At 61.6% G+C, this 13,585-nt stretch carries 14 protein-coding genes; 10 read left to right on the top strand and 4 right to left on the bottom strand.

All coding sequences use genetic code 11. The features are described 5' to 3' along the window. The first annotated feature begins 22 nt into the window (after nucleotides 1-22). From F8197_RS15950 to F8197_RS15915, 8 genes are all read left to right on the top strand, one after another. Entirely contained in the window at nucleotides 23-781 is a 759-nt protein-coding gene (locus F8197_RS15950; RefSeq protein WP_152882684.1) for an SIMPL domain-containing protein, read from the top strand. 66 nt (nucleotides 782-847) lie between these two features. Then, a complete protein-coding gene (locus tag F8197_RS15945) occupies nucleotides 848-1,600 on the top strand; it encodes an SIMPL domain-containing protein (protein ID WP_373996891.1) in 753 nt (250 codons plus the stop codon). 101 nt (nucleotides 1,601-1,701) lie between these two features. After that, complete coding sequence (gene pssA / locus F8197_RS15940; RefSeq protein WP_152882683.1) at nucleotides 1,702-2,568, top strand: CDP-diacylglycerol--serine O-phosphatidyltransferase; 867 nt, start codon at nucleotides 1,702-1,704, stop codon at nucleotides 2,566-2,568. Nucleotides 2,569-2,654: 86 nt separating this feature from the next. Continuing rightward, on the top strand, nucleotides 2,655-3,167 hold the full coding sequence (locus F8197_RS15935; RefSeq protein WP_152882682.1) for an excisionase family DNA-binding protein: 513 nt from the start codon (nucleotides 2,655-2,657) through the stop codon (nucleotides 3,165-3,167). 1 nt (nucleotide 3,168) lies between these two features. Next, nucleotides 3,169-3,855: a hypothetical protein gene (locus F8197_RS15930; protein WP_152882681.1), complete on the top strand. Its 687-nt coding sequence runs from the start codon at nucleotides 3,169-3,171 to the stop codon at nucleotides 3,853-3,855. Nucleotides 3,856-3,957: 102 nt separating this feature from the next. After that, entirely contained in the window at nucleotides 3,958-4,302 is a 345-nt protein-coding gene (locus F8197_RS15925) for an NIPSNAP family protein (protein WP_152882680.1), read from the top strand. 55 nt (nucleotides 4,303-4,357) lie between these two features. After that, nucleotides 4,358-4,810, top strand: coding sequence for an antibiotic biosynthesis monooxygenase (locus F8197_RS15920; protein WP_152882679.1), 453 nt, complete (start codon nucleotides 4,358-4,360; stop codon nucleotides 4,808-4,810). Continuing rightward, nucleotides 4,807-5,505, top strand: a complete 699-nt coding sequence (locus F8197_RS15915) for a helix-turn-helix transcriptional regulator (RefSeq protein ID WP_152882678.1) — start codon at nucleotides 4,807-4,809, stop codon at nucleotides 5,503-5,505. Before F8197_RS15920 ends, F8197_RS15915 begins: the two co-directional genes overlap by 4 nt. Nucleotides 5,506-5,582: 77 nt before the next feature. On the opposite strand, the gene F8197_RS15910 is transcribed toward F8197_RS15915, so the two are convergent. From F8197_RS15910 to F8197_RS15900, 3 genes are all read right to left on the bottom strand, one after another. Then, nucleotides 5,583-6,644, bottom strand: a complete 1,062-nt coding sequence (locus F8197_RS15910; protein ID WP_227012272.1) for a TonB family protein — start codon at nucleotides 6,642-6,644, stop codon at nucleotides 5,583-5,585. 62 nt (nucleotides 6,645-6,706) lie between these two features. After that, nucleotides 6,707-7,786, bottom strand: a complete 1,080-nt coding sequence (locus F8197_RS15905) for a TonB family protein (protein WP_152882676.1) — start codon at nucleotides 7,784-7,786, stop codon at nucleotides 6,707-6,709. 165 nt (nucleotides 7,787-7,951) lie between these two features. Beyond that, the gene (locus tag F8197_RS15900) at nucleotides 7,952-8,764 is read right to left on the bottom strand and encodes a hypothetical protein (RefSeq protein WP_019920363.1); all 813 of its coding nucleotides are present in this window, start codon (nucleotides 8,762-8,764) and stop codon (nucleotides 7,952-7,954) included. A 263-nt stretch (nucleotides 8,765-9,027) separates the two neighbouring features. Between F8197_RS15900 and rpsO the strand changes: the two genes are divergently transcribed. Beyond that, a complete protein-coding gene (rpsO, locus tag F8197_RS15895; RefSeq protein ID WP_026637007.1) occupies nucleotides 9,028-9,297 on the top strand; it encodes a 30S ribosomal protein S15 in 270 nt (89 codons plus the stop codon). A 224-nt stretch (nucleotides 9,298-9,521) separates the two neighbouring features. Further along, complete coding sequence (pnp, locus tag F8197_RS15890) at nucleotides 9,522-11,642, top strand: polyribonucleotide nucleotidyltransferase (protein WP_019920361.1); 2,121 nt, start codon at nucleotides 9,522-9,524, stop codon at nucleotides 11,640-11,642. Between the two features lie 159 nt (nucleotides 11,643-11,801). On the opposite strand, the gene F8197_RS15885 is transcribed toward pnp, so the two are convergent. Next, on the bottom strand, nucleotides 11,802-13,448 hold the full coding sequence (locus F8197_RS15885; protein WP_227012271.1) for a methyl-accepting chemotaxis protein: 1,647 nt from the start codon (nucleotides 13,446-13,448) through the stop codon (nucleotides 11,802-11,804). Nucleotides 13,449-13,585: the final 137 nt, after the last annotated feature.

Here is a 13,585-nt window from a genome sequence, read left to right as displayed (position 1 = left end):
TTAAACTTAACTGGAGTATGCAATGACCGTCATCAAACACCTCGCCGCCGCCGCCGCAGTTTCACTCGCACTGACGGGCGCCGCCCATGCCGCCGAAGCGCTGCCGACCACCGGCGCGCTGGTCGTCGTGCCGGCCTTCGGTGAAGTCAAGCATGCCAATGACCAGGCCGTTGCTACCTTTGCCATCGAAGAGCAGGACAAGGACAAGGCTGCTGCCGCGTCGCGCGTGAACCAGAAAATGAAGCAGGGCGTCGATATCCTGAAAAAGGCTGATCCGCAAGCAAGCCTGAAAACCCAGGGCTATTACACCTATCCGGTGTATCCGGAAGACCGCCCTTTGCCGAACGGCCAGGTCGCCAAGCCGCGCGTGCCGACTTCGTGGCGCGTGGGCCAGTACGTGGAAGTGACCACGACCAACCTGGAAGCGCTGCCGAAAACGGCCGCCGCCGCCCAGAAGGTGCTGACCCTGAACAACCTCAATTTCGGCCTGGCGCCGGAAACCACCAAAAAGCTCGACGATCAGCGCATCGCCGCCACGTATAAAAATCTGAACGAGCGCATCAACTCGATTGCCACCGCCATGGGCCGCAAGGTTGGCGACGCCGTGCTCGAAACGGTCGATTTCGAAGGTTCGGGCAACTATGCCCAGGAAGGCGCCCGCGCCGCGCCGATGATGATGCGCGCCAAGGCCGCCGACAGCATGGAAGTCGCCGAGCCGAGCTTCGAGCCGGGCGAGACCACGCTGGAAATGCGCCTGGTGGGCAAGGTGCGCTTCAAATAATGTGATGTTGTAGGGCAAACATCATGGTAGAGTCCAGGTTGCTTTTATATCAACCAGGAGACTGCCATGATGTCCAGACTTGCTGTTACTGCCATCCTTTGCGCCGGTGCTGGTGCTGCCCACGCAGCCGCGCCGGCACCATTGCCGAGCACGGGCATGTTGATCGTCCTGCCGGCCACCGGCACGGTACGCCAGGCCAACGACCAGGTCACCGTCGTCATGACGGCCGAGGAAACCAGCAAGGACAAGGCGGTCGCGCAGTCGCGCGTCAACCTGAAAATGAAGCAGGGGCTGGCGCTGCTCAAGCAGGCCGACCCGCAGGCCAGCCTCAAGACCGAATCGTATTCCACCTATCCCGTCTATCCCGAACAGACCAATCCGCCAAACACCCAGCCGCGCGTGCCCAACGGCTGGCGTGTGACCCAAAGCCTGCGCGTGACCACCACCAACCTGGCCGGCCTGCCCAAGACTGTCGCCGCCGGGCAGGGCGTGCTGGGATTGTCCAATCTGTACTTCGGCCTGGCGCCGGCCACGTTTCAGAAGCTCGATGATGAGCGCATCGCCGCTACCTATGCCAACCTGAACCAGCGCGTGCGCGCCGTCGCCGCCGCCATGGGCCGCGATCCCGCCGACGCCGTGGTGGAAGTGATGGATTTCGAGGGTTCCGGAAATTACGCCGAACGCGGTGCGCCCGCGCCCCCTGCACCCATGGCGCGGGCGGCCTCGATGTCGGCGGCGCCAGCGGTGGAAGAGCCCAGCTTCGAGCCGGGCGAAACCACGCTCAATATGCGTGCGGTGGGCAAGGTGCGCTTCAAATAGAAAAGTCGCTGCACAACCAGGGGCCGGCATGCGGCCCCTTTTTTATGTTCGGCTCCTCTATAATGATGACGCAACAAGAACATTAACCGAACTGGAACCCTATGCCGAACTTCCCGCGTCGCCGCGCCAAGAACGCCGCTGCCAAAGCCAAACTGCCCAAGACGTCGCGTTTCAGCCGTTTTGCGCGCAGGGCCAGGGGGGAAGACCTCGACCGTCCCCGCCCGCGCGGCATCTACCTGCTGCCCAACGCTTTTACCACCGCTGCGCTGTTCTGCGGCTTCTACGCCATCGTCATGGCGATGAACCAGAAATTCGAATACTCGGCCTGGGCGATTTTTATTGCCATGGTGCTCGACGGTCTCGACGGCCGGGTCGCGCGCCTGACCAACACCCAGAGCGAATTCGGCGCCCAGTACGACAGCCTGGCCGACATGGTCTCGTTCGGCGCCGCACCGGCGCTGGTGATATACGAATGGTCGCTGCGCGGCCTGGGCAAGCTGGGGTGGATCGCCGCGTTTGTCTATTGCGCCGGCGCCGCGCTGCGCCTGGCCCGCTTCAACACCAATATCGCCGTCGTGGACAAGCGCTTCTTCCAGGGCTTGCCATCGCCGTCGGCCGCCGCGCTGGTGGCCGGCTTCGTGCTGCTGATGGTGGACCAGGAAGTTTCCGGCCTCGAGCTGGCCTGGGTATCGTGGGGCATCGCCGTATTTGCCGGCCTGACCATGGTCACCAATGTGCCGTTCTACAGCTTCAAGGACGTCAACTTCCGCAAGTCGGTACCGTTCATCACGGTATTCCTGATCGCACTGTTCTTCGCCCTGATTTCGATCGATCCGCCCAAGGTGATGTTCCCGCTGTTTATCGCATACGGCCTGTCAGGCTACGCAGTGCTGGTCTGGCGCCTGGCCAAGGGCAAGCCGGTCAGCGTGATCCAGACCGAGATCGAGGACGACGACAGCCATCGTTGACCCCGGCGCCGCTTGCGCTTTCAACAGGTCGTTCCTTGTAATGGTTTCGTTTTTCGATTAGCATTTAAAATCGAAACGGAGGTCATATGACGGCGACATTGAAGCGCAGAGTACTTGCGCCAGATACATGGGCAACCATAGCGTCCAGACTGGCCGAGAAACTGGACGCGTGGGGCCAGCCGCTCACGTCGCATCAGATTGCGCGAGCCCTGCATGATTTGCTCGATGGGCAAGATCAATCGGCCAGGGAACTGCGTGCCGCTGTTCAGATTCACCTGGCCATCGTTGCCAGTGAGAGCGTCGCCAGCGACGTGGTCGCCGATGGCAAAAACGTAGAGATGCTCAGCACGGAGCAAGCTGCGCAACTCATGGGTTGCAGCCGGCCATATGTGGCCATGCTGATCGATGCTGACAAACTTGCGGGCGGCGTGACATCCAAAGGCGGCCATCGTAAGGTCCCCAAGTCGTCGGTGCTGCAATGGATCGCGGACAAATCAGCCGCGACAATCGATAAAGACTACCGAAAAGCAGCCGCCGACAGCGGGATGTATGCCATTCCAGACGCTGAATACGTGAAGGCTGCTAAAAGGGGCGGGTGAAATGTCGATTGACCATCCGCTCTCGCCAGGAGGCAGCACGCTTGCCGTATTGGACGCCAATGTACTCCTTCCACCTCGCTTGTCGGATATTCTTTTCGACATGTTCATGATTGGCTTGTATTACCCTCGGTGGACGCAGACCATTGAAGGTGAGTTCATCCGGAACTTTGGGGCAGTGGCGTTGGCGGAAAACGCGAAGGAAAGAAAAGCGTTCAAAGCAGCACGAGCCAATCCGAAGCACATCGCCAAAGCTCAATACCGGCTAAATTGTTTTCGCGACGCAGTGGGGCCAGAATATGAAGTGCTGCTTTATGACAGGCCTGCTTACAGGGCCAAGGTGCCGCCAGCTGTACATGCTGGCGACATCCATGTGGCTTCCGCCGCACTTGTGCTGCATACCCTGGCTCAGGAAGAGGGCGTTGCTGACAAGGTATTCATTGTATCCAGCAACCTGGCGCATCTTGCTGTCAAAGACTTGGCGGCGATGGGAATTAGTGTCCTTTCCCCAGGTGCCTTTATCGATAAGATGAACACGGCTGCGCCAGCCAGGGTGAAGATGGCCCTGCTTAAAACCATTAATGATCTGTCTGCCCCGCCGTTTACCAAGGAGGATCTGCTGAGTCTTCTGGTGATGCACGGCGCCACAGAAACGGCTGGATTGCATGAGACAGGCTGGAAAACAAGTTGAACCTTGCTTTCGTATGGATCATTCCCATACTTCGTTCCACGCCGAAGCATTCGATCCCGCCCAAGGCTATCTTGTCGGTACTTTCAACGACCAGAGGCCAACATGACTATCACCTGCTTTATCCACTACCAGATCGACCCGTTCCAGCGCGATACCTTCCGCGTGTACGCCGAAAACTGGGGCCGCATCATTCCGCGCCTGGGCGGCCACTTGCTTGGCTACTTCCTGCCGCATGAAGGCACCAACGACGAGGCGTGGGGGCTGGTGGCTTTCGAGTCGCTGGCGGCTTACGAGGCCTATCGCGCCAGTCTGCGCGCCGACGACGAGGCGCGGGCCAATTTCGAGCTGGCCCGCAGTCAGCGTTTCATCCTGCGCGAGCAGCGTACTTTTGTTGAGGCGGTCGAGGGCGCGTTCTGCCTGCCGCCGCTGGCGCTGGTGGCACGGTGAAGCAGGCGCCGCTGGCCTACAATGGCGCCACCATATTCTTGCCGGAGGGCGCGCAATGATCGCCGTCATATTTGAAGTTGTGCCGAGCGCGGCTGGCCGCGCCGAGTACCTGGCGCGCGCTGCGCAGCTGGGGCCGCTGCTGGCGCAGGTCGATGGTTTCATCTCGGTCGAGCGCTATACCAGCATCGGCGATCCGGATAAGCTGCTGTCGCTGTCCTTCTGGCGCGACGAGGCGGCGGTGCGCGCCTGGCGCGAACGCGAGGCGCACCGCGCCGCCCAGTCGGCCGGCCGCGCCGGCGTGTTCGAGCATTACCGCCTGCGCGTGGCCGAGGTCGTGCGTGACTATGGCCTGATGGAGCGCGAGCAGGCGCCGCCGTTTCACCCGCCGCGTGTGTGCGATACGTCGGCCCCCTCGGCCACGCCGACCAAGCCGACCAAGCCGACCACGCCAGCCATGTCGACTACGCCAGCCATGCCGACTATGCCTCCTGCACCGGATCCGGCATGAACACCGCCGCGCAACCACGCTTTGCCCGCGTGGCCGCCGCCATCGGCGACCCCACGCGGGCGCTGATGTTGTCGCGCCTGCTGGACGGCCGCTATTACACTGCCACCGACCTCGCCACCCACGCCGGTGTCGCCGCGCCCACCGCTTCGCAGCATTTGAAGCTGCTGGTGGACGAAGGCCTGGCCCGCGTGCGCGCCCAGGGGCGGCATCGCTATTACATGCTGGCCGACGCCAATGTCGCGCACGCGCTGGAAGCATTGCTGCGCGTAGCCGACGGCGCGCTGCCCGAAACCACGCGCTGGCAGGCGCCGGCCATGACCGGGCTGCGCCACGCGCGCACGTGCTACGGCCACCTGGCCGGCGTGCTGGGCGTGGACTTGTGCCGGTGTTTCATCGCGCGCGGTTGGGTGACGCCGGGCGCCCACGATTATCCGCTGACACCGGAAGGCAGACAGCGCCTGTTGGCGCTGGGCGTGGCGCTGCCCGCCGAGGGCGTGCCGGCAAGGCGGCAACTGTACGGCTGCGTGGACTGGTCGGAGCGGCGCGATCACTTCGCCGGCCCGCTGGCAGTGGCGCTGCTCGACAATTTTATCGAGCGCGGATGGTTGCGGCGCAACAGCGACAGCCGCGCGCTGGAGGTGCCGGCCAGCGGCAAGCTGGCGCTGGCCGAGTTGTTTGGCGACGACAGCGGCTGAGGCCGCCGCGCTACCCACGCCAACCTGCAGCCTGTTCCGGGAGGAGGCATGCAGGCAGCGGCGCAGCTTGCGGACGTTTATTGGCCGGCCGCTGCTGCGCCAGCCGTGGGCGCTTCATTTGCTTCCTGCATCAGGCGCTTGGCCCGCTCGGGGTTCTTGTTCACTCCACGGCCACTTTCGTAGAAGCCGGCCAGTGCGATTTTTGCTTCCACGTTGCCATTGGCGGCGGCCTCGCTGTACAGCTTTGCTGCCTTCACATCATCGCGCGCCACCACTTTGCCACTGGCATAGCATTTGGCCAGCTTGACGATGGCGCCGGTCATGGATTGATCGGCGGCTTTCTGTAGCAGGGTGAAACCATACAACTGCTGATCTTCATCTTCGCTGTCGATCAACATTCCGCCGAGAATTTCCTGCGCGATGGGAAATCCCTTGTCTGCCGACTCATCGAGCTTGTCCATCGCCTCTTCGATTTTCTCGGCTTCCATGAGGGACGTGGCAACCACGAACAAGGCGGAAGCATCGCCTTGCTCGGCCGCTTTGCGGTACCAGACCATGGCCGCTTCGGTGCGCGGGGCGCCGGCGAGCTTTCCCTCCAACATGCCCATGCCCGCCTGCGCACTGGCAAGGCCCTGTTCGGCGGCCTTGAGCAACCATTGCCGGCCTTGCACTTCGTCTTTCTCGACGTTGCGGCCTTCAAGATACGACCAGGCCAATTGGTACTGGCTCTCGGCATCGCCACGCTCGGCAGCTGCCAGCATCTCCTGCGTCTTTTTTGCAATAACGGCAGGATCGTCCGGTTCCAGTGTCCACACATACTGCATGTCCATCCAGGCAGTGACCGGCTTGCCATTTTCGGTGCCTGGTGTGAACGAGCAGCGTTCGATGCCTTCCTGCGCCGCCAGGTCGAGCGCCGCGTGGCCGCTGGATTTTTTGATCCGTGACTCGCGCACGCGCCCGTCTGCGCCGATCAGGTACGAGAGCGTGACTACCCCGGAGTGTTCCGCCCGCAACGACGGCAATGGCCACAGTGGCAAGGCGCAGCCTTCGAATTGTACGACCGGCTTGGTGGTGGCGGCGACTGCGGGCTGCAGTGCCTGGACGGCGATCAGCAGGAATGGAGCAAGAGCACGAATCATGATGGCATGGTGGATGAATTGACCACTTATCTTACACGCCATTACATGCCACTAGGAAATTTTCATAATTTTTTGTCAGGGTTCGCCTGTGCCTCGGCCTCCGCCCTGGCTTTGCGCTTGTCGGTCTCATCAGCGGCGTCGCGCCAGAGTTTGGCCAGTGCCGCATCCTGCTTGATGCCTTTGCCGTTGGCATAGGCCAATCCGAGTTCGCGCTGGGCCGGGCCGATGCCGGCGATTGCGGCTGGCCGGAAGTGTTCCACCGCCAGCTCGTTACTTTGCGGCAGGCCCCGGCCAATCGCGTAGCTTTCGGCCAGCATCCAGTGGGCGTTGTTGTCACCCTTGGCCGCCGCTTGTTGCAGCAGGGCGGTGGCGCGTGGCAAGTCTTCGCTGCGTCCGCTGTCGAGCAACTGCACGCCCGCCAGCGACATCGCCTCGGGATGTTGTTGCGCCACGGCGCGATCCATCAGGGGCTGGGCTTCTGCCATTTTGCCTTGCGCCATCAATACCCGCGCCAGCAGGTACTGGCCTGCCGGATGGTCTTGTGCTGCGGCCTTGCGCAGCCATTCCACGGTCTCTTCCGAGGCATTGTTGAAGCGGCTGGAACTGATTTGCGTGAGCGCCATGGCCACCTGTGCACCAGCCAGGCCCTGGTCGGCGGCGCGCCGTATCCATTGCGTACCGGCTTCCATATTGCGTTTGCCGGCACGGCCGCTCAGGTAAATCTTGCCCAGTTCGAACTGGCTGGCAGCGGCGCCCTGGCGCGCGCTGCGTTCCATTGCCGACAGTTCCGACGAGCTCAGTCCCTGGTTTTCAAACGTCCAGACGTAGGCGATGCGTGCCCATGCGGCGATGGGCTTGCCGTCTTCGATGGCGGGCTTGAACTGGCACAGCGCCAGGCCTTCGACAGAAGCGCGGTCGAGGCGCGCAAAACCGCTCGAGCGCAGCACCGTCGTCTCGTGCAGCTTGCCGTCTTCACCCACCAGGAACGCCAGGATCACGCGGCCTTTTTCCAGGGCACGCAGCGACTCGCGCGGCCATGCCGGCTTTTCGCAACTGCCCGGCTGGATATGGGCCATGGAAGTGGCCGCCATGGCCGGTAGCACAAACAGGGACAACGCCAGCACCGCGAGAGCTTTTTTCATGGAATGAAATAGGTTTATGAATGACAACAATTCTACATGTTGCCAAAACCGCAAACGCTGGGAGGTGTAAAAATAATCAATCGAATGATTGAAAGACAGGGAGGGGAGTGTGGCACGCGCGGACAAGTCCACGCGTTGCCACAGCAAGCGTAAAGCGGGGAAAGATCAGAAGCGCACTTTGAGGTAAGCAGCAGGGCCGTTCAGGCGCACGTTGACGGCGGTGTCGTCGCGGTCGCGGCGCAGGCTGATCTTGGAGGCCGTGTATTCCGCCACCACGCCGACCATCGGCGTCACATACCATTCCATGCCGACCGAGCCGCCGTAAATATGGCCATTGACGTTGCCGCCGTTTTTCTTGATGCCGTTGGCATTGGCATAAAAGCGTGCTTCCGGCGAGAACTGGTGACGATAACCGAGTTCCAGCAGCGGCGCCCAGGCGCTTTCGCTTTCGTCGTAGCGGGCGTTACCGGAAATGCCGTTGATCGAACCATTGGCCGTGCCTTCGATACCGGCGCGGTAGTAGGCGCCACCGATGCCGATGCCGAACACGTCATTGCCCTGGCCCAGCCACCATTTGTAGGCGATGCTGGCCAGGTCCAGGCGCAGCTTGGCGTTCAGGCGGCCGTTGCCGGTCAGCGGCTGGCCGTTGAAGTTGGTGCTGCCGGACAGGCCCGGGTTGTAGTCTTTGTCGTAGCGGTAGTAGTCGAAGTCGAAGCCGTGCGAATCGCCGATCAGTACCGACGCCTTGACGCGTGGCAGGGTGGTTTTATCGCCCTTGTAGGTGCCGGTGTCGATGCGGCCGTACTCGGTGTCGCCCTCGACCTTGATGCGCGGCTCGGTATAGAACGCACCGACCGACAGGCTGGCGCGGTCCAGCGCCGGCGATGGCTGGGCAAATGCCAGCGCGGAGACGGTAGACAGGGCCAGCAGGGAGGCGGTATAGATGGCGGTACGGGCGGACGGGGTGCGGAAAGACATGACTACTCCATAAAAAAGTTGCGTGACGGTATGGGCGGATCATATCAATCACACAGCTGATTTAACGTCGGCGCACTCCCAAGCTGCACGTGGGACTGCTCCTACTCAGTGGAGGGCAGAATATTCAGCAATTGTCGTACTCAATGAGTACATGCAGGCCATTTTCCGCTATACTTGCGGGTCTGGTCTTTTCGGACCAGTTTTTTTGAAATCACGGTGGGCAGGGTTCAGACTCCGCGCACCGCATGTTAAAGGTAAATATCATGACCGTAGAAAACATCAACAAAGCCGCGATCATCGCGGACAACGCCCGTGGCCAAAAAGACACCGGCTCGCCAGAAGTGCAAGTTGCACTGCTGACCGCCCGCATCAACGAACTGAACGGCCACTTCAAGGCCCACAGCAAGGATCACCACTCGCGTCGCGGTCTGATCATGATGGTTAACCGTCGTAAAAGCCTGCTGTCGTACCTGAAGAACAAGGATGCTACCCGTTACCGCGATCTGATCGCCAAACTGGGTCTGCGTAAGTAATTTTATTGCGCCCTTAGCTTCAAAAGAAATGCCTGCGCCAGTTTACTGTCGCAGGCATTTTGTCATTTGTGCAGACGAAAAAATTGCTAGCTGGAATAGTCATTTGACAAGCTGGCATGCTGTTAAAGAGCAAGTGTAGCAAAGGCGGCAGCCACAGATGCCGCCCGTGGTGAGGTGAACGACAGCGCCTGAAAATCTGTCGGCAAATAGAAAGGGATTTACCCATGTTTAATAAAGTTACGAAAACCTTCCAGTACGGCCAGCACACGGTCACGCTGGAAACCGGCGAAATCGCTCGCCAAGCCTCTGGCGCAGTGCTGGTGTCGATTGAAGACACCGTCGTACTGGCTACCGTGGTGGCGCGCAAGGATGCCAAGCCGGGCCAGGACTTCTTCCCGCTGACCGTCGATTACCTTGAAAAGACCTATGCAGCCGGCAAGATTCCCGGTGGTTTCTTCAAACGTGAAGGCCGCCCTTCGGAAAAAGAAACCCTGACATCGCGTCTGATCGACCGTCCTATCCGCCCTCTGTTCCCAGAAGGCTATATGAACGAAGTGCAAGTGATCATTCACGTGCTGTCGGTCAACCCGGAAATCGATCCCGACATCGCTTCGATGATCGGCGCCTCGGCCGCATTGTGCGTGTCGGGCGTACCGTTCAACGGCCCGATCGGCGCTGCCCGCGTGGGTTACGCCAATGGCCAGTACATCCTCAACCCAACGGTTGAACAGCTGAAAACCTCGCAGATGGACCTGGTGGTTGCCGGTACCGAAGCGGCCGTGCTGATGGTGGAATCGGAAGCCAAGCAGCTGTCCGAAGAAATCATGCTCGGCGCCGTGGTCTTTGGCCACACCCAGATGAAAGCTGTCATCGACGCCATCCACGACCTGGTACGCGACGGCGGCAAGCCTGAACAAGTGTGGACCGCGCCAGCCAAAAACGAAGCGCTGATCGGCCGCGTGACCCATTTCGCCGAAGCGAAAATCCGCGAAGCGTATCAAACCCGCGACAAGCAGGCACGTACCGACAAGCTGCGTTCGATGCACTCGGAAGTCGTCGCTGAACTGGGCGCCGAAGCGGCTGCCGCTGGCGCCGTGTCGCCGGATGGCGTCGAAGTTGGCAACATCCTGTTCGACATGGAAGCCAAGGTCGTGCGTTCGCAAATTCTGGAAGGCGAGCCACGCATCGACGGTCGCGACACCCGCACCGTGCGTCCGATCTCGATCCGCACGTCGGTCCTGCCGCGTACCCACGGCTCGGCACTGTTTACCCGTGGCGAAACCCAGGCGCTGGTCGTTGCCACCCTGGGCACCGCCCGCGATTCGCAAAAGATCGATGCACTGATGGGCGAGTTCACCGACTCCTTTATGCTGCACTACAACATGCCACCGTTCGCCACCGGCGAAACCGGCCGCGTCGGTACGCCGAAGCGCCGCGAAGTCGGCCACGGTCGCCTGGCCAAGCGCGCGCTGATCGCCGCGCTGCCGGAAGCTGACGAGTTCAGCTACGCTGTGCGCCTGGTGTCGGAAATCACCGAATCGAACGGTTCGTCGTCGATGGCTTCGGTCTGCGGCGGCTGCCTGGCGCTGATGGATGCGGGCGTACCGATGAAAGAGCACGTGGCTGGTATCGCCATGGGCCTGATCAAGGACGGCGGCAAGTTTGCCGTGCTGTCGGACATCCTGGGCGACGAAGATCACCTGGGCGACATGGACTTCAAGGTAGCCGGTACCCGCAACGGTATCACCGCGCTGCAGATGGACATCAAAATCCAGGGTATCACCAAGGAAATCATGCAAGTGGCACTGGCGCAAGCCAAGGAAGGCCGCGAGCACATCCTGGGCGAAATGCAAAAAGCCATGCCAACCGTGAAAACGGAACTGTCCGATTTCGCTCCGCGCCTGATCACCATCAAGATCAATCCGGAAAAAATCCGTGACGTGATCGGCAAGGGCGGCGCCGTGATTCGCGCGCTGACCGAAGAGACCGGCACCCAGATCGACATCAGCGACGAAGGCGTGGTCACCATCGCTTCCGTCGACGCTGCTGCCGGCCAGGAAGCCAAGCGCCGCATCGAAGAACTGACCGCGTCGGTCGAAGTAGGCAAAACCTACGACGGTACCGTGCTGAAACTGCTGGACTTCGGCGCCATCGTGCAAGTGATGCCAGGCAAAGACGGCCTGCTGCACATCTCGCAGATCGCCAACGAGCGTGTGAACGCCGTCGCCGACTACCTGAAAGAAGGCCAGCAAGTGCGCGTCAAGGTTCTGGAAACCGACGACCGCGGCCGCCTGAAGCTGTCGATGAAAGCTGCTGCTGAAGAAGCGGCTGCTGCTGCGCAGTAATCTGAGTTAGCTCAGCAAAAAGCCACCTGGTGTCACCCGGGTGGCTTTTTTTTCGTCCTGTTTTTCCTCGTTATCGCGTTCGCGCGACGGCGTGTTGCGCACGCCGCGCGGGCGGCAATGACGCAGGGAAGGATGGTGGTTCGAACCAGTTGCGCCGAATCAGCTGCCCAGCGCCAGGCGGCGGCTGGCCGCTGCCGGGGCGGCACTGCGTTTGGCAGCAGGACGCACCGCTGCCGCCGGCGCGAAACCTGCATTGTCCAGCTTGAACACGCTGACCAGCTGCGCCAGGTGCTTCGATTGGCCTTGCAGCGATTCGGCCGCTGCTGCCGCCTGTTCCACCAGCGCCGCATTCTGCTGCGTCACGCCGTCCATCTCGCCGATGGCCTGGTTGATCTGGTCGATGCCGGCTTCCTGTTCCAGGCTGGCGGTGGCGATCTGCTCCATGATGTCGCTCACGCTGCGCACGCTGTTGACGATCTCGGTCATGGTGTTGCCGGCCTGGTCCACCAGCATCGCGCCGGTCGAGATTTTTTCCACCGAGTCGCTGATCAGTTCCTTGATGTCCTTGGCGGCGCTGGCTGAGCGCTGCGCCAGGTTGCGCACTTCGGTTGCCACCACGGCGAAGCCACGGCCCTGTTCACCGGCGCGCGCCGCTTCCACGGCCGCGTTCAGCGCCAGGATATTGGTCTGGAAGGCGATGCCGTCGATCACGCCGATGATGTCCACCACGCGCTTGGACGAGGTGCTGATCGATTCCATCGTGGTCACCACCTCGGCCACCACGTCGCCGCCGCGCACGGCCACATCGGAAGCGCTGGCGGCCAGCTGGTTGGCCTGGCGCGCGTACTCGGTGTTCTGCTTGACGGTGGAGGTCAGCTCTTCCATCGACGACGCGGTTTCTTCGAGCGAGCTCGCTTGCTGCTCGGTGCGCGAGGACAGATCCATATTGCCGCTGGCGATTTCGTCGGAGGCCGTGGCCACCGCCTCGGTGGTGCCGCGCACTTCGCCCACGATGGCGGCCAGGCGGTCGCGCATGGCGGCGATGCTGAAGAGCAGGCTGCTGGTGTCGTTGGCGGCCAGGTCCACCCGCACGGTCAGGTCGCCGGCGGCAATGCGGTCGGTGATGCCGGCAGCGTAGGCCGGCTCGCCGCCGAGCTGCCTGAGTACCGAGCGCGCAATCAGCCAGCCGAGCAGCAGCGCCACGCCGATCGAGATCGCGGTCAGGATGGCGGTAATGGTAATGGCCTGCACGCTGCGGTCGTGCACGGCCTTGCCGATTTCGTCGATGGCGGCGCGCTGGCGGTCGGCCACGGCACCGATGCTGGCCAGGTAGGTTTCGCTGGCCGGCACGAACTTCTGGTTGATCAGTTGCTTGGTCAGCGCGACGTCGCCGGCATCGCGTGCTTGCATGACGCTTTTGCGCGCGGCCTGGTAGATGTCGCGGTCGGCCATGGCCTTGGCATACAGTTCCTTGGCGCGTGCATCAACCAGCCGCTCGACGATCAGTTTCTGCACTTCGCCGTTGCGCTTGATGGCGCGCGCCAGGCCGTCTTCGAAGTATTTCTGTTCCTCGGGGTCGGTCAGGCGGGCGGCCGCCTGTGCACGCTGCACATTGTTCTCGATGCTGCCTTTCCATTCGGTGACCAGGCGCTCGGTTTGCAACTGTTGCTCGATCAGGTTGTCGGTGTCGTTGGTGACCGTGTTGAGTGCGGTGGAACTGCCGATCGCCACGACCACCAACAGTGCCAGCGTGGAGCCGAAGCCCAGGGCCAGGCGCGCCCCCACTTTCATATTAGCCAGTTTCATAGACGTCCTCGATGTAAAGTTATCTCTAATGCAAAAAATATTGCGAATGAGAAATTGTAGCACCGATCAGGAAAAAATGTTCCTTGTGGAAACTGCTGACGCGCCCGCCAGCCTGTTGACAGGAAATGGGTGTAAAA

This window comes from Duganella sp. FT27W (genome assembly GCF_009295655.1).
Classification (GTDB): Bacteria; Pseudomonadota; Gammaproteobacteria; order Burkholderiales; family Burkholderiaceae_D; genus Rugamonas; species Rugamonas zoogloeoides.
Note: the sequence above shows the minus strand (reverse complement) of the source record. Positions and strands in the feature narration are given on the sequence as shown.

What these genes read in the sequence shown, in the direction of transcription:
- F8197_RS15950 (WP_152882684.1), top strand. Translation starts at nt 23, where the DNA reads ATGACCGTCATCAAACACCTCGCCGCCGCCGCCGCAGTTTCACTCGCA.
- F8197_RS15945 (WP_373996891.1), top strand. Translation starts at nt 848, where the DNA reads ATGATGTCCAGACTTGCTGTTACTGCCATCCTTTGCGCCGGTGCTGGT.
- pssA (WP_152882683.1), top strand. Translation starts at nt 1,702, where the DNA reads ATGCCGAACTTCCCGCGTCGCCGCGCCAAGAACGCCGCTGCCAAAGCC.
- F8197_RS15935 (WP_152882682.1), top strand. Translation starts at nt 2,655, where the DNA reads ATGACGGCGACATTGAAGCGCAGAGTACTTGCGCCAGATACATGGGCA.
- F8197_RS15930 (WP_152882681.1), top strand. Translation starts at nt 3,169, where the DNA reads ATGTCGATTGACCATCCGCTCTCGCCAGGAGGCAGCACGCTTGCCGTA.
- F8197_RS15925 (WP_152882680.1), top strand. Translation starts at nt 3,958, where the DNA reads ATGACTATCACCTGCTTTATCCACTACCAGATCGACCCGTTCCAGCGC.
- F8197_RS15920 (WP_152882679.1), top strand. Translation starts at nt 4,358, where the DNA reads ATGATCGCCGTCATATTTGAAGTTGTGCCGAGCGCGGCTGGCCGCGCC.
- F8197_RS15915 (WP_152882678.1), top strand. Translation starts at nt 4,807, where the DNA reads ATGAACACCGCCGCGCAACCACGCTTTGCCCGCGTGGCCGCCGCCATC.
- F8197_RS15910 (WP_227012272.1), bottom strand. Translation starts at nt 6,644, where the DNA reads ATGATTCGTGCTCTTGCTCCATTCCTGCTGATCGCCGTCCAGGCACTG.
- F8197_RS15905 (WP_152882676.1), bottom strand. Translation starts at nt 7,786, where the DNA reads ATGAAAAAAGCTCTCGCGGTGCTGGCGTTGTCCCTGTTTGTGCTACCG.
- F8197_RS15900 (WP_019920363.1), bottom strand. Translation starts at nt 8,764, where the DNA reads ATGTCTTTCCGCACCCCGTCCGCCCGTACCGCCATCTATACCGCCTCC.
- rpsO (WP_026637007.1), top strand. Translation starts at nt 9,028, where the DNA reads ATGACCGTAGAAAACATCAACAAAGCCGCGATCATCGCGGACAACGCC.
- pnp (WP_019920361.1), top strand. Translation starts at nt 9,522, where the DNA reads ATGTTTAATAAAGTTACGAAAACCTTCCAGTACGGCCAGCACACGGTC.
- F8197_RS15885 (WP_227012271.1), bottom strand. Translation starts at nt 13,448, where the DNA reads ATGAAACTGGCTAATATGAAAGTGGGGGCGCGCCTGGCCCTGGGCTTC.